The organism is Chryseobacterium vaccae, from assembly GCF_009602705.1.
In the GTDB taxonomy this organism is placed as follows: Bacteria; Bacteroidota; Bacteroidia; order Flavobacteriales; family Weeksellaceae; genus Chryseobacterium; species Chryseobacterium vaccae.
In genome coordinates, this window is record NZ_VSWH01000001.1 from 4,888,614 (window position 1) to 4,910,742 (window position 22,129).

A 22,129-nucleotide genomic window follows, 5' to 3' on the forward strand; every position below is an offset into this window, starting at 1 on the left:
TTTTGTGAAATATGAAATATTTATTTATATCGGATATTTTTTTAATTTTAATTGGGGTTTTGTGCTTAATTATTGTTAATTTAGTTGTCTAAACACTAAAATATACTAATCTATGAAAAAACTTCTATTTTCATGTTTGTTAATGCTAAGCATGATCATGAATGCCCAGATTGACTTGGGCACAGGAAGTACGAGTGTAGGGGTTGCCCCTATAAGTACTTATTACGGATATTCTTATGTCCAGCAGATCTTCACAAAACAGGAAATTAATGCCAATGCAGCAGGTAATATTACCGGGCTTAAATTTTACCTAAGTCCCAATGCGGTTCTTACCAATTCTTCTGACTGGACTGTTTTTCTGGGACATACTTCAAAAACGAACTTTACCTCTGAAAGTGACTGGATTCCAGCGGCTGGTCTTACAGAGGTGTATACAGGAGCAATTTCCCAAAACAATGGAGTAGTGGAAGTTACTTTTGCAGTTCCTTTTCCCTACAACAATACCCAGAATCTGGTAGTGGCTGCTCAGGAAAATTCATCGGGATATGACTCCAATGGTTTCAGTGAAGCTTTTTATGTGTATAATCTTTCGGCTGCAGGATCTTCTCTTTATTATAGGAATGATGATGATCCTTTTGATACAGCGAATCCGGAAGACGGAAACTTAAGTAGCAATAAATCCGTTATTACTATTATGGGGCTTGCTCCTAGTTCTATACCGGCATGTCCTGTTGTGGCATATCCTGCCAATAATGCACAGTTTGTTCCATTATCTCCTAATATTACCTGGAACGCACCAACGGGTGCTCAAAGCTATAAAGTATCTATAGGAACTACGCCGGGGGGAACAAATGTTGTTAACCAGGAATCGGTAGCAACAACAAGCTTTACCCCTTCCACTCCTCTGGCTGCCAATACGACTTATTACCTTAAAGTGACTGCTGTAGGAGCGGGAGGAGAATCTGCAGGCTGCTCAGAAATTACCTTTAAAAGCGCACCACCTCCACCCGCAAACGATGAGTGTACAGGCGCTGTTGAGCTTACTGTAAGTGCTAATATCCAGTGTAGTAATCCTACTTCCGGATATACGTTAGGTGCTACAGACTCAGGAGTAGCTACGGGTACTTGTTCCGGAAATCCTGATGATGACGTATGGTATAAATTTACTGCTACAGCTTCCACTCATTTCATCTCGCTTAGCAATATCGTTTCTATAGGAAGTACAGATACTACAGATACTTATTTCCAGGTTTTAAGTGGCGCATGCGGCAATATGTCGAATGTATTCTGTTCAGATCCTGCAACAGCACTTGTTAATGATCTTACACCAGGAGATACTTACTACATAAGAGTATACAGTTATGGAGGAGCTGGCAGAGCCCAGAGCTTTAACATCTGCGTAGGTACCTTGCCTCCACCTCCCGCTAATGATGCATGTTCAGGTGCACTGGCAGCAACAACATTCCCATATAGCTATACACAAACTGACGCAGGCGGTGCAACGAATAATGATGGATTTATTGAAGTTTGTACTGATGGAACAATGAATGATGGTACGTGGTTTACCTTTACAGGAGACGGAGATACTTACAATATTTCAGTATCAATGCCAGCGGGAAGTTCATTTGATCCGGAAGTAGGGGTTTACAGTGGAAGCTGTGATAACCTTACCTGTGAAGATTCTATGGATGATAACGGTTCAGGAGGTACCGAAACCGTTTCTATACCTACTGTTGCCGGAACAGTTTATTATGTAAACGTAGGCAACTACAGCGGTTTTACAGATGAAATGGAATGGCCGTTTACCATCAATATCAGTAAAGGAGCTCTTAGTACAGCAGAAACAGCTAAAGCGAAAGACGCAGTTAAAGCATACCCGAATCCGTTTACAGATGTGCTGAACATCTCGAAAATAGAACTGGTAAAAGCCGTTTCCATTTCAGATGTTTCCGGAAGATTGGTGAAAACAATTGATAATCCTTCTTCTACTCTTCATTTAGGAGACTTAAAACAAGGACTTTATTTTGTTACATTACAAATGAAAGACGGATCTAAACAGACCATCAAAGCAATCAAAAAATAAAATAACATATTGTATCATTGTATAATAAAAAAGACGGCTCCAGCCGTCTTTTTTATTACTTATCATTCATTACTCATTACTCATTACTCATTATTTATCTGGTACCGGCTGTATATCCCCTGTGTTCATCAGGTCAAATAGGGTAGGGAAAAAAGTGACTAGTATAAAATAAATGATAATCATTAACACAATCAGGGCAAATAGAATAATGACCAGACTGTTGGGTTTGTTTTTCTTTTTTGGTTCCATGATATTGTGATATTGGGTTAATAATTCAGTATTTACCTCATATCAAGCTAATTTCTTGCCACACTGCTTACAATACCTGGCATCATCATCAATATCTTCATTACCGCAACGGTCACAAACCTTTTCCAGATTCTGTCTTTTATTCCGCATTTCCGCGGTTACAATTCCAGTAGGAACAGCAATAATAGAATACCCGGCAAGCATCAGAATGACTGCAAAAAACTTACCCAGAGGAGTAATAGGGGAAACGTCTCCATATCCAACGGTTGTTACAGTAACTACCGCCCAGTAAATGGATTGCGGAATGGTTTCAAACCCAGGCCTGCCTCCTTCTACCATAAACATCATAGAGCCCACAATGACCGAAAAAATAATCAGAAACAGAAGGAAAATATAAATCTTTCTGGAACTGTTCTTCAGTGCCCTTACGATGAGGTAACCGTCATTCATAAAATCAAGCAGGTTGAAGATTCTGAAAATTCTAAGCATTCTGAGCATTCTGAAGATCAGGAAATATTTTGTTATCGGGAAAAAGAGACTCAGATAAAAAGGAACCAGTGCAAGAAAATCAATAATTCCGAAAAAACTGAAGACATAATGTTTTTTATTTTTTACTACAGCAATACGCATCAGGTATTCTGCGGAGAAAAACAGGGAAATAATCCATTCCAGAATCAGAAACGTATAATGGAATCTTTTGTCAAGTTTGGGCACACTTTCCATCATAATGATTGCTGTACTTGCAAGAATTAAAGATAAAAGGATGATGTCAAACAGCTTTCCGAGCCTTGTATCGGAGCGGTAAATTATACGATAAAGGAATCTTTTCCAGAGTTTATCTTCAGGAACAAGGTTATGCTCTCTTTCCATTTCAAAATCAGTATTTCACGGCAAAGTTAATAATTTCCCCTATAGGCCAGGTAAATATACGATAGTTACTATATATCTTCAAATGTTAAAAGTTTTTCTATCATTTAAAAGTGAATTATTTTATATTATTGTCATGGTTTTCAGTGACTTATGTTTTGTAATTTACGAAAATAATATGAGAATTAAAAACTTATTTTTTAACATAAATTAAGATTCAATATGTAATTTTATTCTACAAAAACAAACATTATGAGAAAAATTTTAATTTCGTGGATCTCAATTTTTATGTACAGTATTTTATACACACAAGTTGGGATCAATACAAGCTCTCCAAACGGAGCAGCCGTATTGGATATTGTTTCCAATCAGAAAGGCCTTCTTATTCCACGTCTTACTGATGCAGATAGAGATACCTATCTGGCTGATAATACTACAGCTACTATACCTCCGGCTGGAATGCCGAACCCTAATCTTATCGCGGGCACTCTTATTTTTAATACAACATCAAATAATTTCCAGTACTGGGATGGCCTTCTCTGGAGGCAACTTTTTGTTCCCACATCATCTCAGGCTGGTAACGACGGTGTCGTTAAAATAAATTCTGGAAACGCAGATGTAAAACCTTCCCTCAGTCTGAATGGATCAGGTAGTGGTTATGGACCAAGGCAGCAGGTAGTATACACCACTCCATTAGTCTTCGCTACAAGCCCTACAACGAGCTGGCCGGAAACAACAGTTCCTTTCCCCGGAACTACAGCCAATATCTATAATTCAGGCAAATGGAGAGAAAATGAAATTTATGGCCAGGTTCACGTTTGGAGACTTATTGTGAATGTGGCATCTGGAGCCAATTCTTCAGGATCTGTAAAAGCTACCTTTAAAAATCCGGATTCAGGGTTTGAAATCAACTCTATCCAGCTTGTTCCCAGCGGGTCGGCATCCGGAAACATTCTTACTTTCTACTTTTACACTATTGCAGATGCTGCCAGTCTTGATCCGGGTAGAGGATATCAACTTTTCCTTGAAGCAGACTTAACATGTACTGCAGTAGTAGACTCCTTTACCAGGGTATCCTTATTTAAAGATTGAAAGAATTTGGATAGGTTTTAGTTTGAAACTCAGCCGGCTTCAACAGGCCGGCTTTTTTTATTGCTTCAGAAATACTTTCCGGGTTTTTCTAAAAATCAATATCTTCGCTGAAACTGAAAATTTATACAATGAAGCTAAAAACAGTTATTTCAAGAATTGAAGAGGAGATCAGTATAAGGCAGGCGGAAGATTTTGATAACGTGGGTTTACTGTGTGGTGTTCCTGACCGAGATGTTTCAGGAATTCTGGTGTGTCACGATGCACTGGAAAATGTAGTGGAGGAAGCTATTCAGAAAAACTGTAATCTGATTGTCTGCTTTCATCCCATCATCTTTTCCGGATTGAAATCTATTACAGGAAAAAACTATGTGGAAAGAGCGGTTTTAAAAGCGATTGAAAATAAAATTGCCATTTACGCAGTACACACGGCATTCGATAATGATTTCTTCGGAGTGAATCATGGGATCTGCAGCCATCTGGGACTGAAGAATATGAAAATCCTTCAGCCTAAAGAAAATAATCTGAAGCAGCTGACGGTTTTTGTACCTTCAGAGTTTTCCGAGAAAGTAAAAGAAGCCATGTTTGCTGCAGGAGCCGGAAGTATAGGATTTTATGACGAATGCAGTTTTACGGTGAACGGAAACGGAACATTCAGACCGGTAGAGGGCTCCAATCCATTTTCCGGACAGCAGAATATCCGTGAAAATGCTGATGAAAATATGATCTCAGTTATTTTTGAAGAGTACAAACAAGGGCAGATTGTGACCGCAATGAAGCAGGCACATCCTTATGAAGAAGTAGCCCACCATATCTACAGTCTGGATAACAAAAATCATCATGCAGGACTGGGAATGTACGGAGAGCTGGACGAGCCTATGGAAGAAAAAGATTTCTTACAACTGGTGAAAGAAAAATTTGGTCTTGAAATGATCAGGCATTCCGCATTCAATAATAAAAAAATCAAAAGGGTAGGGGTTTTGGGAGGTTCCGGAGCAAGCGGGATCAGGTCTGCTTTATCCAAAAAATGTGATGCTTATCTTACCGGAGATATCAAGTACCACGATTTTTTCCTGGCAGAATCTAAAATGCTGATCTGTGATATAGGGCACTATGAATCAGAACAATTGGTTACCCAACAATTATTTGAAATTTTGTCACAAAAATTTAGTACATTTGCAATTTCAAAATCTATTGAAAAAACAAACCCAGTAAATTATTTCATTTAAATATGGCAAAAACCAACGATATTTCAGTTGAAGAAAAATTAAGAGCTTTATACGATTTACAGATCATTGATTCAAGATTGGATGAAATCCGAAATACCAGAGGAGAATTGCCAATTGAAGTTGAAGATCTTGAAATTGAGATTGAAGGACTTGAAAAAAGAGCTGAAAAATTTCATGCAGACATTAAGGATCAGGACGACCAGATCAAGACAAAGCATGAAGTAATCAACCATGCGAAAACTTTAATTGAAAAATACAAATCTCAGCAGGATAATGTAAGAAACAATAAAGAGTTTGAGGCATTAGGAAAAGAAATGGAATTCCAGGATCTTGAAATTCAGCTTGCTGAAAAAAGAATTAAAGAATTCGGAGCTAAAATTGCTCATAAAAATGAAACTTTAAGTGAACTGAATGCAAAGATAGATGATCTTAAGAATCACTTGAAATTCAAAAAAGAAGAATTAGACGGTCTGATCTCTGAAACTCAGAAAGAAGAAGAATATCTGATTGAGAAGTCTAAAGAATTTGCAAGCCAGATTGACGAAAGATTATTGGCTTCTTACAACAGAATCAGAACCAACTCTATCAACGGTCTTGCAGTAGTAGGATTGGAAAGAGGAGCTCCTAAAGGTTCATTCTTCACTATTCCACCTCAAAAGCAAATGGAAATTGCCCAGAGAAAGAAAATCATCATTGATGAGCACTCTGGAAAAATCCTTGTTGATGATGAGTTGGTAATGGAAGAAAACGAAAAAATGAAATCTGTAATTAAATTCTAATTACCGGTTTTTAAAATAACAGAACTGCTTCAGAAATGGAGCGGTTTTTTTTATATTATGGGAAGCCAAATAAAATAAATAAATCAAATCAATATTTGCTCTTAATAACTTCCCTCTTCCAGCATTTTAACATTGTATAATCTTAGAGATCAATTATTTTTAGGGACATAGCCTTCTTTTATCGTTACATTTCCGAAAGAATCTATGTAGGCAAAGGCTTCACCATAGTTTTCATAAAAAGACTGAAGGCCTACAAAATTTTTCTCAGAGGAAAGCCTGTGGCTATAAATCAGCGGGAGGATTTGTTTTCCGGTATTATCGTAAATCCCGAATTTCGATTTTTGGGCTACCAAAAAGAAATCCAGTTCCGTATTTCGAATGAAGCTGAACTGTGTAGGAATAATTTCCTTACCTCCTTTTACATCATATACTCCCCATTGTTTATTACCTGTTTCAGGGGATTTTCTGGCTACATGTACATATCCCGTCATCGCTGATTCGGTAATCATATCATAGATGTTATTGAGGATGATTTTGTAGTTATTATCCATGATTCCGTATTTTCCGTCTTTCTTAAAGTAGATAAAATGATTGGGATGGTTGGCTGACATGGAAGGCTCAAAAGTAAGGATGGGCTGATTAGAAGCAACGAAGGCTTCCGGCAGAATTTCATCATAGATAAAATCAGAAATGACTTTTCCTTCTTTCACAATGGCCAGCTTATCTTTTTTTCTTAAAAACAAGAAAGGCTCTGAATGTTGTTCAAAAGAATTTACCCAGTAAATGATCTCATCATAATCCACGTTAAAGTTTATTTTTTTTCCATCCAAGGTCATCAAATCTTCTGTCTGTTCCTTTACATCACCTGTATTGACCACTCCTTTTGCATAGTAATCAGAGGCAGCGATAAAATTATATTTAAAATCTGTAATCGGCTTAAGATCTTTGGTGAAAAGAGCTGCTTTATTATGTTGATTATGAACGACCACCGCTACATTTTTATCATTTCCTATATCATTAAAATAATGCATAGCTTCTTTTATGATGAGGTTTCCTTTCAGATCATAGGCGTATTTTTTATAATCATCGGTTCCGGCGACAAGAAACTGTGCTTTTTCCATATAATTGACATAGCTGAACTTCGCCGGAATAACCATTTTTGATGACGACAGATCATACACTCCGAATTTATTTTTATCCGCAGGGCTGGCCACCATAAAGAGGGTATTGGTGAGAGGGATAACTTTGCTAAACTTTTTAGACAGTTTATAGATATCGGGGTTATTGTCAAGAGGTGTAGTTCCCTGAAGCTTATACAGACTTTCCTTATGTTTGATCTGTTCGCCTTTTTTATTGAGATAGATAGAAGATTCTCCCTGTTTTGCCTTGAAGATAGAATCTTTAAAAATCCTTGATTCAAACTTTTCCGGTTGGATTCTTTTGGCTACAGGCAGGTATTCTTCAAACCAGAGATGGTCATAGATAAAAGGAGTTTTCGGGCTGCCGTAATAATCGGAAATGGCCCATCCTTTTTCATTTTGAAGAAGGAAATGATCATGATAGCCGGGAAGTCCGGTCCAGGTATTATAGATTCCTCGGATTTGTTTATATTCATTTTTAAGGATCTCTTTCCCATAAAGGTCTATTACTCCAAGCTTATTGTCTTTAACGGTTCCTGCATAAATTAAAAGCGGATTAAGGCTGATCGTATCGAACTTTCCTATACCGTCATAGCCTTTTTCTTTTTTCAGCTTTACATACTCGGATTGGAGAAGAGTTCCGGTTTTATCGGTCTGAAGCTTTTTTTGTGAAGCCAGAGGAACAGATAAACATAAAAATGCAAGCAAGGAACTTTTAAAATGGGTATAATGTGTAAACATGGTTATATTTTCTGAAATCAAAGGTTCAAAGATAAAGAAATCTTATGCTGTTTTAATACAAAATAAAAACCGCTTCAGTTGAAGCGGTTTCTTTATCATTCATGATGCTCATACATTTTATTGTAGAGATCAATAAATTTTTCTTTAATGGCTTTTCTTTTCAGCTTCAGGGTAGGAGTAAGCAGACCTCCGTCAATGCCCCAAACTTCAGGAGTGAGCTCAATTTTTTTGATCTTTTCCCAGTTTCCAAGATGTTCGTTGATGCCGTCTATTTCTTTTTCAATTCTTGCTTTCAGTTCAGGGCTTTTAGCAATTTCTGCCGGAGTAGAACCAATATTTAAATTATTTCTCATCGCCCAGTTCTTGGCAAACTCGAAATCTGGCTGTACCAATGCGCATGGCATTTTCTCACCATCACCTACCACCATGATCTGCTCGATGAATTTAGAAGCTTTGGCTAAATTTTCAATGGTTTGAGGAGCAATATATTTACCTCCGGATGTTTTAAACATCTCTTTTTTACGATCTGTGATCTGAAGGAAACCTTCACTGTCGATGTGGCCAATATCTCCGGTTTTAAAGAATCCGTCATCGGTAAAGGCTTCTTTGGTCATCTCTTCATTTTTGAAATATCCTTTGAAGACAGAAGGTCCTTTTACCGTAATTTCACCATCTTCCTGGATCTTTACCTGTAGATTATCCAACGGAGGGCCTACCGTTCCGATTTTCATTTTATTCACACTGTTTACAGAGATTACAGGAGACGTTTCCGTTAAACCATATCCTTCCAGAATCGGAATTCCGGCGTTCTGGAACATCAGATTTAATCGTGTAGATAAAGCTGCAGAACCAGAAACCAATGTAATGATCTCACCTCCCAAACCTTCTCTCCACTTAGAAAATACCAGTTTGTCAGCAATGATCTGCTGTAATCCGGAAGGCTTGGAAACTTCCTTCTTTTTATTGATAAGATTCAGCGCCCAGAAAAATATTTTTGATTTAAGACCGCCGGCTGAAGACCCTGTATTATAGATTTTGTCGTATACTTTTTCAACCAGTCTTGGCACTACGCTCATGTAATGAGGCTTCACTTCTTTCACGTTTTCCCCCATCTTATCGATGCTTTCTGCAAAGTATACGGAGAAACCGTTGTATTGGAAAAGATAGAAAAGCATTCTTTCAAAAATATGACAGATCGGAAGAAAGCTCAGAACTCGGGTATCCTTATAATCTAAACTTTTTTTCTTAGGAATTCTCGGAACAGAACCTAAAACATTGGAAACAATATTGTGGTGGGTAAGCATTACCCCTTTTGGTCTTCCCGTCGTTCCGGAAGTATAAATAATAGTCGCCAGATCCTCAGCGTTGATCGCATTGGAAAGATCCTCAACTTCAATTTGTGTTGAATCATCTTCACCAAGATCCAGAATTTCTCTCCAGTTAGCTGCTCCGCTTATCGTATCGAAAGTGAAGATCCCCTGTAGAGTAGGAATGTTATGTTTTACCTTCATTACCTTAGCAAGAAGCTCTTTATCTGAGACAAAACAGTATTGTATTTCGGCATTATTAAAGATGAATTCGTAATCTTCAGGAGAAATACTCGGATAAACAGGTACGGAAACTACCCCGATCTGGGATAGTCCGAAATCCATAATCGCCCATTCCGTACGGGAATTTGTTGTGATCAAAGCAATTTTGTCACCAGGTTTTATACCCAGCTTCAGAAGCCCCCTGGATATCTTGTTGCCTTCATTGATAAACTCCTGTGTTGAAGTTTTTTTCCATTCACCCTGATATTTGGTCACAAACATATCCGTTTTAGGAAATTTTTCTAAAGCGTAATGTGGAATATCGAATAATCTCTTTATCGTCATGATTTTTTAAGTAATATTTAAAGAAATCTAAATATAAGCATTTTTTTTAATTGCAGATAGCAGAAACGACTAATTGAAAATTAATTGAATGCCTGCCATAATATATAAATCCGTAAAGCTTCTTCAGGATCTCAGGAATATTAAAAACACAGTTTCATCTTTTTTACAGATTTCTAATTACCGATTCTATTTTCAGATTTCGCCAAAAAGTGTAAATTTACGGCTATCTAATTATTATTTTTTATGGACTTTAATTTATCCGAAGAACAGCTGATGATTCAGCAGGCTGCAAGAGATTTTGCGCAAAACGAACTATTACCTGAAGTTATTGAAAGAGACCGCGACCAGAAATTCCCTACAGAACAGGTGAAGAAAATGGGTGAAATGGGACTTTTAGGAATGATGGTGGATCCTAAATACGGTGGTGCAGGTATGGACAGCGTTTCTTACGTTCTGGCAATGGAGGAGATCGCAAAAATAGATGCTTCTGCAGCAGTGGTAATGTCTGTAAACAATTCATTGGTATGTGCAGGTCTTGAAAAGTTTGCTTCTGAAGAGCAGAAAGTAAAATATCTTACGCCTCTTGCAAGCGGACAGGTAATTGGTGCTTTTGCATTATCTGAGCCTGAAGCGGGTTCTGATGCGACTTCTCAGAAAACAACAGCTGAAGATAAAGGAGATTACTATCTTTTAAACGGGATTAAAAACTGGATTACGAATGGTGGAACTGCTTCTTACTATATCGTCATTGCACAGACAGATCCTGAGAAAAAACATAAAGGAATCAACGCTTTCATCGTAGAAAGAGGTTGGGAAGGTTTCGAGATCGGAGCAAAAGAAGATAAACTGGGAATCAGAGGAAGTGATACGCACTCTTTGATCTTCAACAACGTAAAAGTTCCGAAAGAAAACAGAATCGGTGAAGACGGTTTCGGATTCAACTTTGCAATGGCAGTACTTAACGGAGGAAGAATTGGTATTGCTTCTCAGGCTTTAGGAATTGCATCAGGAGCTTATGAACTGGCTTTAAAATATGCAAAAACAAGAAAAGCTTTCAAAACAGAAATCATCAACCACCAGGCAATTGCTTTCAAATTAGCAGATATGGCTACTCAGATCACGGCAGCAAGAATGTTATGTTTCAAAGCTGCTTGTGAGAAAGATGCAGGAAAAGATATCTCTGAAAGTGGTGCAATGGCAAAATTATACGCTTCTCAGGTGGCTATGGATACTACCATTGAAGCTGTACAGATTCACGGTGGATACGGATACGTAAAAGAATACCACGTAGAAAGACTGATGAGAGATGCGAAGATTACGCAGATCTATGAAGGTACTTCTGAGATCCAGAAAATTGTGATCTCCAGAAGCATCGCAAAATAAAAATAACATCAACACACTGCTTATGAAAAAATCTTTGTGGATCACCCTCGGAGTTGTCCTTTTGCTGATAGGAGTATTTGTATGGTATAAATTTTTCTTCGTTTTCGGAGAAGGAGTAAAGTCCGGATATCTGAATTACGCCATGAAAAAAGGCTATGTCTTCAAAACCTATGAAGGAAAGCTGATTCAGGAAGGATTCGGAAGAGGAAAAACAGGCACGGTAACGAGCTATGAGTTTGAATTTTCTGTAGAAGATCCTGAAATTTTCAAGCAATTGGAAACCAACAGCGGAAAAACTTTTGATCTTCATTATAAGGAATACAACGGAACGCTTCCGTGGAGAGGAAATACAAAGTTTATTGTAGATAAAGTAGTGAATATGAAATAAAATGAAAGGCTCCTGAAAGGGAGCCTTTGCATTACAAACCACTTTTTATAATATATTTATAGTTTACCCCGATTATGAGAACAGGGTAAACCCAATATTTGAAACAGATCATAAAATATTATTGTTTGTTTCAACATCATTTTATGAATAGTTAAATATAGAAAGAACAGACTGTACGGATCGCTGATTTTTATTAAAATAATATTAAAAAATACAGGAGCTGAAATACACTTGAAATTTACGATCATAAACAATAAAAAATCCGCCTCAGTGGACTGCCCCCAAAAAGTTAGACACTTTTTAGGGGCATTTTTTTATGTATAGAAAAGAAAAATTTAGCGTTGCTTTCAAATTAGAATGTATTAATCTTCACAAAAACTCTTATCGTTCGATTGAATCTATAGCAACAGAGAAAGGATTTAATGAAAGCAATCTGCGCAAATGGATTGGTTTTTATAACAAGTACGTAATCTCGGGGCTACAACCGAGAAAAAACAAGAGCTATTCCCTGAATTTTAAGGTTAAAGTTCTAAAAGCCATCGAAACAGAACATATCTCCCAAAGGGAAGCATGTATCCGATTCGATATCGCAGCTCAGTCTAGCGTGTTGAATTGGCAAAGGGATTACGAAAAAAGTGGTATTTTAGGGTTAAAGAACAAACCCAAAGGAAGACCCTGCATTATGAGTGATCACAAGCGTAAGAAAAGAAAGTCCGATAAGCCATTGACCAGAGAAGAAGAACTTTTATTGGAAAACGAAAGGCTTCGAGCTGAAATTGATTTTCTAAAAAAGTTAGACGCCTTAACTCTCAAAAAGAACAAGCAGAGGCCATCGAAGGATTAAGGCGAAAATATGACCTGTCACTCCTGCTGGATTGTACAGGTATGGCCAGAAGCAGTTTCTATTACCATCAGAAAGCTCTTGATAAAAAAGATAAATATGGAGAAGTAAAAACTTTGATAAAACAGATTTATCATAGGCATAAAGGCCGGTTTGGATACCGTCGTATTACTTTGATTATGAAACAGCAAGGAATTGTAATTAATCATAAAACGGTCTTAAGACTGATGAAGACCCTAGGATTGAAAAGTATCGTTAGGGTTAAAAAATACAGATCTTACCGGGGAGAGCAAGGCAGGATAGCACCAAATATTCTGGAGAGGAACTTTAAGGCAGATCAGCCAAACAGAAAATGGGCCACTGATGTGACAGAATTTAACGTCTCGGGCAGTAAATTGTATCTTTCGCCGATAATTGATCTTTACAATGGCGAGATTATCAGTTACGATCTCTCGGAAAGGCCTGCCTTTGCACAGGTTGTAAATATGCTCAAAAAAGGGCTCAGAAAAATCAAGAATACTGAAAACCTCATTATCCACTCTGATCAAGGCTGGCAATATCAGATGAAAGCCTATCAGCATCTGTTAAAAGAAAAAGGCATTATCCAAAGTATGTCCCGCAAAGGAAACTGCCTGAATAATGCGGTAATAGAAAACTTCTTTGGAACTTTAAAATCTGAAATGTTCTATACTAAGAAATTTAAAACCATTGATGAGCTCAAAAAAGAAATAAAGAAGTATATCAATTACTACAATAACGACAGGATAAGACTTAATCTAAAAGGAAAGAGTCCGGTACAGTACCGAACTCTTTCATATAATAATATTGTTTAATTTTGTCTAAACTTTTGGGTGCAGTCTACAGGAGACGGACTATAAAAATCTAATGTGAATTGTTATCAGGAATATTTTTGTTTCTCTTTTTATAAAAATAATATCCGATACCGGCAATAAGGAACAGTGGCCATAGTGGGAGAAGGAAAAGGAAAATAGAAGTAATCACATTCCAGCCTGAAGAAATAGCTGCCATTGATTTCCCTCCGAAAGTTTCAGATTCTTTCCCATAGGCTTTATCAGTAAGTGTTACTGCAATAGTACATATCGTATTATCTGAGTAATGATCTCCGGAAGCCTGGATGTTTTTACTTTCAATCGTTCCAATATTACTTAGATCATCCATCAGATTATCAAAATTCCGGATAGGCACCTTGATTTCCATATAATATGATTTCTCGTTGGCTTCTTCAGAAGATTGTCTGTCTGAGTATTCAGAAGCAACATAAGAGAGCGCTTCACTTTTTACAAAACCGTTGTTTTTTATCGTTTCTTCTTTAATAACATCTTTTATCGTTTCAGTATTATCAGCTGTTATGGACAGTTCTCCGGATTTCACCAGTCTGTTTTTTACAGCCAGCTCATAACTGTCGTTTTTAGGTTTGTCTTTGTATACAACTTTGGTTTCTTTAATTACTTTTGGAGCCGGTACATTCACTACAATCTTCTCAGATTTCTTTTCCGTGGAATCTTTTTTCTCCGTTTTAGATGTCAGTTTTGCAGACGCGATTTTATCTGATAAAGAATCTACTGTTTTTGCTGTATTTTCTATTTTCTGCTGAATATCCTCCTTGGTATCGTCAAAATCTTTTATTCTTACATTGGCAGAATCCATAAGCTTTCCAGCTTCATTACTTATTGAGTTAGCTGTTTCTGTCATTGCTGAAGCAGTACTGTCTGCTGAATGAACAGCACCTTCTATTTTTGATTGTGCCGTTTCTCCCTTTTTACAGGTAATAAATGTCAGAGATATTGCTGCTAGTAATATGAACTTTTTCATAATAGTAATTTTTTGATGAAGTAAAATTAAGACCGGATCTTTTGTAGCGCTTGTAAATAGAATGTATTATACTGGTAAAATTTCAATATTCAGATTTTCAGCACTTTGTATTTGTTTTACAAAAGATTTACAAAGCTGCCGGATGGAAAAAAGATTAAGAAAATTACATGTTGTAATAAAAGACCTGTCCAATCTGCCAGATTCGCGAGAGAAAAACCAATCTATTTATATGTTGGAAAGCGCAAAGCCGCAAGGACTTTAAACTATCATGCTGCTTTTAAGGCGTAAAAAAAATCAAAGATTTTTAGCAAAGATTTAGGCTTGATTATGTGGTATACAATTTTATCGGAGATAATCTTGCACCTTATTTTAGATGGTATAAAAAATAAATTGTGTCCTTTAGTTTCCCAACAAAACAAAAAATCCGCAGAAAATTTCTACGGATTACTATGTTTTAGCTTTTTAAAGCTTTATTTAACTATTCTGAAATTCACTGATGAAATGCAGTTTCACATTCGGGAATTTCTCCTGCGTCATATGAATAGTGAATGAAGAATCAGCAAGGAATACCAGCTGGTTGTACTTATCTCTCGCAAGGAATCTTTGTTTTAATCTCGCAAACTCTTTAAATTCTTCAGATTTTTCATCTGCTTCTACCCAGCATGCTTTGTGCATTGAAAGCGGTTCATAGGTACATTTTGCTCCATATTCATGTTCCAGACGGTACTGGATTACCTCGTACTGAAGGGCACCTACTGTTCCGATGATCTTTCTGCCGTTCATTTCTAAGGTAAATAACTGGGCTACACCTTCATCCATCAACTGATCAATACCTTTGGAAAGCTGTTTGGCTTTCAGCGGATCGTTGTTGTTGATATAACGGAAATGCTCAGGAGAGAAGCTAGGAACACCTTTAAAGCTTAGCTTTTCACCACCGGTTAATGTATCCCCGATTCTGAAACTTCCTGTATCATGAAGACCTACAATATCGCCCGGGAAACTTTCATCTACCACTTCTTTTTTGTCGGCAAAGAATGCGTTTGGAGAAGAGAACTTCATTTTTTTTCCTTCTCTTACCAATAAATAATTTTCATTTCTTTTGAATGTTCCGGAAACAATTTTTACGAAAGCAAGTCTGTCCCTGTGCTTAGGATCCATATTCGCGTGGATCTTGAAAACGAATCCTGTGAAGGTATTTTCTTCAGGCTTCACAATACGGGTATCACTTTCCTTAGGCTGCGGCATCGGCGCAATTTCAATAAAGGCATCCAGAAGTTCACGCACTCCGAAATTATTTAAAGCAGAACCAAAGAAAACAGGCTGTAAATCACCTTTCATATAATCTTCACGGCTGAATTCCGGGTATACGGATTGTACCAGTTCAAGCTCATCCCTTAATGTTTGAGCGGCTTTTTCCCCGATTACCTCATCAATAGAAGGATCATTAATGTCGTCAAACTTTATCGTTTCACCAACCTTCTGCTTCTTTTCTTCCAAAAACAGCTGAATGTTGTTTTCCCAGATATTATAAATTCCCTGGAAGTCACTTCCCATACCAATCGGAAGGGAAAGCGGAACAACACTTAATCCCAGTTTTTGTTCTACTTCATCCAGAAGATCGAAAGCATCCTTACCCTCACGGTCAAGCTTGTTGATGAAAACCAGCATAGGAATATTTCTCATTCTGCACACCTGAACAAGTTTTTCAGTCTGCTCTTCGACCCCTTTTGCAACGTCAATAACAACAATTACAGAATCTACGGCAGTTAAGGTTCTGTAGGTGTCTTCAGCAAAGTCTTTGTGACCAGGAGTATCCAGAATATTAATCTTATGGCCTTTATATTCAAATGCCAATACGGAAGTTGCTACAGAAATTCCTCTCTGTCTTTCAATTTCCATAAAGTCGGAGGTGGCTCCTTTTTTTATTTTATTGGATTTTACCGCACCTGCTTCCTGAATAGCACCCCCAAAAAGAAGAAGCTTTTCAGTAAGAGTTGTTTTTCCGGCATCCGGGTGGGAGATAATCCCAAAGGTTTTTCTTTTTTGTATTTCTTTGATTAAGTCTGACATATCGTATTTTGAAGTTACAAAAATCGTGATTTTTTACGAGGTTTTCAAATCTGATGAACTTCTATTTTGAAAATAAACCTATAAATAAGTAAAATACATAGATTAAACCGATAACAATGGCAAAAGCTACCATTGTTATTATCCATTCAAATTTTCCAAATTTTGGGGAAGGAGGGGGTTCCGGTGTCAGATAATATTCTTCCAAAGTCCGACTGTTTATTTTAAGATCAGGCCGGAAAGTCTGTACACCCAGCAGGAAATGCCGGTAAAGCTCATATTTATTTTTGAAACTATAATAATTGTTATTGAAACTGATCTGGCTCATTACCGTTCCTCCGGATTTATCATACTTAAAAACAAGGAGCGAGTGTGTGAAATACGGCTGATAACCGGTTCTGCTGCTTACATCAGAAAGATACCTGTCGTTGGATGAACAGAGGTCAGAATATTGTAAAGAGGAAATAAGTCTGTTTTCAACATTATACATACCTATTCCTTTTTCATCTACAACCACTCTGTGGTAATCATTTTTTCTGCCTTTGGTCATGTAGATTATAAGAAATACAGAAACAGCAATAAGGACAATTCCTGCAATAAGGAGAATAAAAAACTGATCTGGCTTGTTATAAAGGTAACTGGTAAATCCATAGTCCAAGACTTCATAAAAAAGGGTAAGTATCACAACAGCGGTTGCAATAATCACGGCCCAGACAAGGGCGATTCCCAAATAAGTCAGCGGCCGGTTGATTTCCGATTCCAGAGTGGCAAACTTTTCCTGCATAATTAATCCATTAAGTGAATACCATCACCAGCCAGATCAATAATCCGGCAGTTAAAAATACAGCTAAAAACATCAGAAGCAAAAGCGAGGTTGAGCTTTTATCAAATACCTGCCAGGTTTCTTTGTCAATTGAATAATCCCGGAAAACCTTCGGATCAATCTTCAGATCCGGCCGGAATGTTGAAATTCCTTTCAGAAAGTGAGCATACAAATGATAACGGTTGTTTACAACATGCATAGGCAGGCTCATTTCGATCTGTTTCACCACATGATCTGCCTTTTCATCCTGTACATGAAATTCAAGAAGGGATTTTAAGCCTTTAGAAGTACTGATGGTGGTAATATCAAAATCCCGGCCTGAAGAAACAAGCTGGGTGTATAATATTCTGGTCACAACCTCATTATGGGCATTGTAATGGAAGAGACCACTATCATCAATCACAATTTTATTAGCCATCTTTTTTCTTTTCATACCATAAAACCAGACAGAAGGAGCCCAGATAAAACATAAAATCAGAAGACAGATGATTATCGGAACTGTTGTATTTTCCCATCCTCTTTTATAAATTCCATAAACAGGAAGTGCTCCGAAAATAACAAAACAGAATAGAAGAAGTCCATACAGAAGCCCGTTGACAAGCCACGTCGTCAATACACTGATTTTGGATTCAACTGCCGGGAAAAGTTTTTTCTGGTTCATTTTTCACTATGCTTCTCAAGAACAGACGAAAATAAGTATTTCCTTTTTTAGTTGCTTAAGGGTGGCAAAAAAATTATCTTTGTTTTTATTAAATTTTTTACAGAAATAGAATGGAAAATAGCAGATATCCGAAGTATACTTTCACATGGATCGGAGGTCTTGTTTTACTGGCAGGATTATTTATAGGGACAATGTCTGTTTCTTTTTTTAATCTTTTTTGGAAAATAGTTTTCAAAGAAAACCTGGAACTTAAAGAATGGTACCTTATGATAACCAATGCAGTCGGTTTTCTGACAGCAATCGCTTTCTTTGATTTTTTTATTGTAAGACCTTCCACGGGAAAGAAGCTTAATTTTAATTTTTCCACAACCAACTTCTATACTTACGTTCTGATTTTTCCTATGATGATCGGAATGATGTTCATTGCAGAATTTACCACTTCACTTATTCCTACAACAGGTCCGTTTTGGGGAGAATACTATGAATTTTTCTCTCAGTTGATGAACCAGCTTACTTTTGAACCCATCATGATGATCATTATGACGGTCATCATGGCTCCTATTTTTGAAGAAATTATCTTCAGGGGGATTATTCAGAAAGGATTGATGAATAAAGGAGTAAACCCTAAAAGAGCTATCTTTTATGCTTCAGTAATTTTTGGCCTGGTTCATGGAAACCCATGGCAGTTTGTAGGGGCAGTGCTTCTGGGATGCGTTCTGGGATTGGTGTATTATAAAACAAAATCATTGCTGCTGCCTATGCTGCTGCATGCTTTTAACAACCTGTGTTCATCACTGCTTATAACCTATACTAAAAATGAAAGCTTTGCAGAAGCATTTAAAATCCCGGAATGGGTAATACTTATGGTGGGAATCGTGTTGTTTTCACTATTTTACTATCTTTTTACAAAAAAATATAAAGTACATTACGCTGAAATTTAATAGGCAGAGAGAATCGGGAAAAAGAAAATTAAGTAAAAATGAATATAGATATGGAATTATTGGTTGCTACACACAACGAGCATAAAAAAGAAGAGATCCAGCAAATTCTGGGAAATGATTTTACAGTAAAAAGCCTTACGGATTATGCTATTCATGAGGAAATTATAGAGGACGGCGACTCGTTTAGCGCCAATGCTCTGATCAAAGCAAAATATTGTTTTGAAAAAACAGGGATTCCAAGTCTGGGAGATGATAGCGGACTGGCTGTTGAAGCACTGGACGGCAGACCCGGAATTTTTTCAGCCCGTTATGCAGGAGACCATGATTTTGCTAAAAATATAGAAAAAGTTTTAAGTGAGTTAGAAGGAACAGAAAACAGAAAAGCTTATTTTATCACAGTTCTTTGTTATTATGACGAAAATGGAGCTAAATATTTCGAAGGAAAAGTTCATGGAAATCTGTTAACAGAAAATAAAGGACATAAAGGATTTGGATATGATCCGATCTTCGTTCCTGAAGGATACGACAGAACCTTTGCTGAAATGAATCCTGAAGATAAAAATAAAATAAGCCACCGCAAACAGGCTTTGGATCTGTTTCTGGATTTTTTAAAAGTAAAAGATTAATATCAGATCTTTAAGATAATGCTGGCTGATAATATACAATTCCCTTCCATTGGTGGGGAATTTCCTTTTTTTATGGAGCCGGGAAATATAAAAACACAGAAGTATCATGATAAAGAATTATTTTTCGATTTTCTTGTCGTACATTTGTTTATAATAAACTATTGATTTGAGTACTTATTTAACGATATTAGGCTTTAATTCGGCAATTCCTACCATTAATTCTTCACCCACAGCCCAGCTGCTGGAAATAGAAGAAAGACATTTCCTGATTGATTGCGGGGAAGGAACACAGGTACAGCTGAGAAAAGCCAAAGCAAGGTTTTCAAAGATCAACCATATTTTTATTTCGCATCTTCACGGTGATCATTGTTTTGGGCTGCCGGGATTGATTGCTTCATTCCGTTTGCTTGGGAGAGAAAATCCCCTCCATGTTTATGGCCCGAAAGGAATCAAGAAGATGCTGGAAACTATTTTTCAGATTACAGAAACCCATCGTGGTTTTGAAGTCGTATATCATGAACTGGATAAAGACTATTCAGAAAAAATTTATGAAGACAACAGGGTAGAGGTATACACCATTCCTTTAGACCACAGAATCTATTGTAATGGCTATCTTTTCAGGGAAAAACCGAAAGAAAGACATCTGAATATGAAGGAAATTGCCAAATACAGTGAAATAGAAACCTGTGATTATCATAATCTCAAAGCAGGAAAAGATTTCGTGCTTAGTGATGGATATGTTCTTAAAAACGAAGTGCTTACTGTAGATCCTGCTCCTCCGGTTTCTTACGCATTCTGCAGCGATACCCGTTATCTGGAAAGTGTGATTCCGATCATTAAAAATGTAACGGTTCTTTACCATGAATCTACCTTCCTTCACGATCTGAAAGAAATGGCAGATTATACAGGACATTCTACAGCATTGGAAGCTGCAATGATTGCTCAGAAAGCGCAGGTAGGAAAATTAATTTTGGGACACTTTTCCAACAGATATGCTGATCTGACAGTATTTACCGATGAGGCAAGAGCTGTTTTTCCAAATTCTTTTCTGCCAAAAGCGCTGGAAAGCGTAAAAATTTAAGATCAGTATGCTGAATTTTGAAGAGTTAAAAAGTTTTTTAGACGAAAAGGCAGACCGTTATAACACTACCGATTTTATAGAAAATGATCCTATACAGATTCCGCACCGTTTTTCTTTAAAACAGGATGTAGAAATTGCAGGATTTCTGGCAGCAACCATCTCTTGGGGAAACCGGAAATCAATCATTAAATCGGCGGAAAAGATGCTTGAAATCATGGGGAATTCTCCATATGATTTCGTCATCAGCCACACAGAGAAAGATCTGGAAAGTTTTCAGGATAAAAGTATTCACAGAACGTTCAATGGTGAAGATTTTGCTTATTTCATCCGACAGTTCCGCAGGATTTATAAAGAAAATGAAAGCCTGGAAAATCTGTTTATGCTGAAAGATCAGGAAACCAGTTTTCTGCATGCCATCGAAAGATTCAGACATGGATTTCTTGAAACAGAGAAGCACCGAAGTCATAAGCATATCAGTTCACCTTATAAAAACTCTTCCGCTAAAAGAATCATTATGTTTCTGAGGTGGATGGTGAGAAAAGATAAACATGGCGTAGATTTTGGAATATGGGAAAATATCGATCAGAAATATCTGTCTATTCCACTGGATGTCCATACCGGAAATATTTCGAGGAAACTGGAGTTAATCCAGCGGACACAAAATGACTGGAAAACAGTTGCAGAGTTAGATACTGCTGTCAGAAAATTTGATGAAAATGATCCCGCCAAATATGATTTTGCTTTATTTGGACTGGGAGTGACCAAAGAACTTTTATAAACGAAAAAGGATGAAGAAATACGGTGAAAAAACAGAGGTTTTAGAAAAAATTGCAAACGGAATTACATGGTGGATAGGTTCTATTCCGTCACTGATTGCTCATACCTTATTTTTTGTGATCTCCTTCCTCCTGCCACTGCTTCATCTGGTTGAATTTGATAAAATGCTGCTGATTCTTACCACAGTGGTTTCTTTAGAGGCTATTTATCTGGCTATTTTCATTCAGATGTCTGTAAATAAAAGTCATGAAAAAATAGAAGATATCCAGGAAGATATTGAGGATATTCAGGAGGATATTGAAGAGATCAGTGAAGATATCGAGGAAATCAGCGAAGACATTGAAGAGATCAACGAAGATATTGAAGATATTCAGGAAGACATTGAAGAAATTAATGAAGATGAAGAAGATGAAGACCACAATGAAAGAGCGAAAAATGTGATGCTCAAAAGCAATGTAAGTTCAAATAAAAATGAGATTAAAGCATTAAAAGATATTATTGCCCAGCTTCAGAATGAAATTGAAGATCTGAAGAAAGATTAACCGCTTGGGTAAATCTCAGTAATGATAAATGATAAACAGGCCTCTAGACGGGTCTGTTTTTTTTGTTTTCTGATTTTAAAAAATAATCTCTACTAAATTTGTGGAATATTTAGTAA

Annotated in this window: 20 protein-coding genes; 13 read left to right on the forward strand and 7 right to left on the reverse strand. The window is 37.0% G+C overall.

What is annotated here, in order from left to right; translation table 11 throughout:
- Positions 1–112 precede the first annotated feature (112 nt).
- Complete coding sequence (locus FW768_RS22410) at positions 113–2,083, forward strand: T9SS type A sorting domain-containing protein (RefSeq protein WP_153399406.1); 1,971 nt, start codon at positions 113–115, stop codon at positions 2,081–2,083.
- 291 nt (positions 2,084–2,374) lie between these two features.
- Here FW768_RS22410 and FW768_RS22415 read toward each other — a convergent pair whose 3' ends face one another.
- Positions 2,375–3,202, reverse strand: a complete 828-nt coding sequence (locus tag FW768_RS22415) for an ion transporter (RefSeq protein ID WP_153399408.1) — start codon at positions 3,200–3,202, stop codon at positions 2,375–2,377.
- A gap of 249 nt (positions 3,203–3,451) precedes the next feature.
- Here FW768_RS22415 and FW768_RS22420 point away from each other — a divergent pair, with 249 nt between their 5' ends.
- From FW768_RS22420 to FW768_RS22430, 3 genes are all read left to right on the forward strand, one after another.
- The gene (locus FW768_RS22420; RefSeq protein ID WP_231128777.1) at positions 3,452–4,291 is read left to right on the forward strand and encodes a hypothetical protein; all 840 of its coding nucleotides are present in this window, start codon (positions 3,452–3,454) and stop codon (positions 4,289–4,291) included.
- A 128-nt stretch (positions 4,292–4,419) separates the two neighbouring features.
- On the forward strand, positions 4,420–5,517 hold the full coding sequence (locus FW768_RS22425; protein WP_153399410.1) for a Nif3-like dinuclear metal center hexameric protein: 1,098 nt from the start codon (positions 4,420–4,422) through the stop codon (positions 5,515–5,517).
- A gap of 2 nt (positions 5,518–5,519) precedes the next feature.
- Entirely contained in the window at positions 5,520–6,296 is a 777-nt protein-coding gene (locus FW768_RS22430) for a zinc ribbon domain-containing protein (protein WP_153399412.1), read from the forward strand.
- Between the two features lie 149 nt (positions 6,297–6,445).
- Here the strand turns inward: FW768_RS22430 and FW768_RS22435 are convergent, their stop codons facing one another.
- Both FW768_RS22435 and FW768_RS22440 read right to left on the reverse strand, forming a co-directional pair.
- Positions 6,446–8,176: a hypothetical protein gene (locus tag FW768_RS22435; protein WP_153399414.1), complete on the reverse strand. Its 1,731-nt coding sequence runs from the start codon at positions 8,174–8,176 to the stop codon at positions 6,446–6,448.
- A 95-nt stretch (positions 8,177–8,271) separates the two neighbouring features.
- The gene (locus FW768_RS22440; RefSeq protein ID WP_153399416.1) at positions 8,272–10,050 is read right to left on the reverse strand and encodes an AMP-dependent synthetase/ligase; all 1,779 of its coding nucleotides are present in this window, start codon (positions 10,048–10,050) and stop codon (positions 8,272–8,274) included.
- 243 nt (positions 10,051–10,293) lie between these two features.
- Between FW768_RS22440 and FW768_RS22445 the strand changes: the two genes are divergently transcribed.
- From FW768_RS22445 to FW768_RS22460, 4 genes are all read left to right on the forward strand, one after another.
- Positions 10,294–11,433 (forward strand): acyl-CoA dehydrogenase, encoded by a 1,140-nt coding sequence (locus FW768_RS22445; protein ID WP_153399418.1) that lies wholly within the window; start codon positions 10,294–10,296, stop codon positions 11,431–11,433.
- Between the two features lie 22 nt (positions 11,434–11,455).
- A complete protein-coding gene (locus FW768_RS22450) occupies positions 11,456–11,821 on the forward strand; it encodes a hypothetical protein (RefSeq protein WP_153399420.1) in 366 nt (121 codons plus the stop codon).
- Positions 11,822–12,137: 316 nt separating this feature from the next.
- Positions 12,138–12,665: a helix-turn-helix domain-containing protein gene (locus FW768_RS22455; RefSeq protein WP_153392342.1), complete on the forward strand. Its 528-nt coding sequence runs from the start codon at positions 12,138–12,140 to the stop codon at positions 12,663–12,665.
- Positions 12,653–13,495: an IS3 family transposase gene (locus FW768_RS22460; RefSeq protein WP_153393733.1), complete on the forward strand. Its 843-nt coding sequence runs from the start codon at positions 12,653–12,655 to the stop codon at positions 13,493–13,495. Before FW768_RS22455 ends, FW768_RS22460 begins: the two co-directional genes overlap by 13 nt.
- A gap of 49 nt (positions 13,496–13,544) precedes the next feature.
- On the opposite strand, the gene FW768_RS22465 is transcribed toward FW768_RS22460, so the two are convergent.
- The 4 genes from FW768_RS22465 to FW768_RS22480 form a co-directional block, all read right to left on the reverse strand.
- Positions 13,545–14,495, reverse strand: coding sequence for a DUF4349 domain-containing protein (locus FW768_RS22465; RefSeq protein ID WP_153399422.1), 951 nt, complete (start codon positions 14,493–14,495; stop codon positions 13,545–13,547).
- 474 nt (positions 14,496–14,969) lie between these two features.
- Positions 14,970–16,565: a peptide chain release factor 3 gene (locus FW768_RS22470; protein ID WP_153399424.1), complete on the reverse strand. Its 1,596-nt coding sequence runs from the start codon at positions 16,563–16,565 to the stop codon at positions 14,970–14,972.
- Between the two features lie 61 nt (positions 16,566–16,626).
- Positions 16,627–17,346, reverse strand: a complete 720-nt coding sequence (locus tag FW768_RS22475) for a hypothetical protein (RefSeq protein ID WP_153399426.1) — start codon at positions 17,344–17,346, stop codon at positions 16,627–16,629.
- A 10-nt stretch (positions 17,347–17,356) separates the two neighbouring features.
- Entirely contained in the window at positions 17,357–18,046 is a 690-nt protein-coding gene (locus FW768_RS22480) for a hypothetical protein (protein ID WP_153399428.1), read from the reverse strand.
- Positions 18,047–18,156: 110 nt separating this feature from the next.
- On the opposite strand from FW768_RS22480, the gene FW768_RS22485 reads away from it, so the two are divergent.
- The 5 genes from FW768_RS22485 to FW768_RS22505 all read left to right on the forward strand — a co-directional run bounded on the left by FW768_RS22485 (position 18,157) and on the right by FW768_RS22505 (position 22,013).
- Positions 18,157–18,987 carry a CPBP family intramembrane glutamic endopeptidase gene (locus FW768_RS22485; protein WP_153399430.1) on the forward strand — a complete coding sequence of 277 codons (831 nt, stop codon included), beginning with the start codon at positions 18,157–18,159 and terminating at the stop codon, positions 18,985–18,987.
- 38 nt (positions 18,988–19,025) lie between these two features.
- On the forward strand, positions 19,026–19,613 hold the full coding sequence (gene rdgB, locus FW768_RS22490) for an RdgB/HAM1 family non-canonical purine NTP pyrophosphatase (RefSeq protein WP_394349966.1): 588 nt from the start codon (positions 19,026–19,028) through the stop codon (positions 19,611–19,613).
- Between the two features lie 166 nt (positions 19,614–19,779).
- Positions 19,780–20,694, forward strand: coding sequence for a ribonuclease Z (locus FW768_RS22495; RefSeq protein ID WP_153399432.1), 915 nt, complete (start codon positions 19,780–19,782; stop codon positions 20,692–20,694).
- A gap of 7 nt (positions 20,695–20,701) precedes the next feature.
- A complete protein-coding gene (locus FW768_RS22500) occupies positions 20,702–21,472 on the forward strand; it encodes a TIGR02757 family protein (protein WP_394349967.1) in 771 nt (256 codons plus the stop codon).
- Positions 21,473–21,482: 10 nt separating this feature from the next.
- The gene (locus FW768_RS22505; protein ID WP_153399434.1) at positions 21,483–22,013 is read left to right on the forward strand and encodes a DUF1003 domain-containing protein; all 531 of its coding nucleotides are present in this window, start codon (positions 21,483–21,485) and stop codon (positions 22,011–22,013) included.
- Positions 22,014–22,129 lie beyond the last annotated feature (116 nt).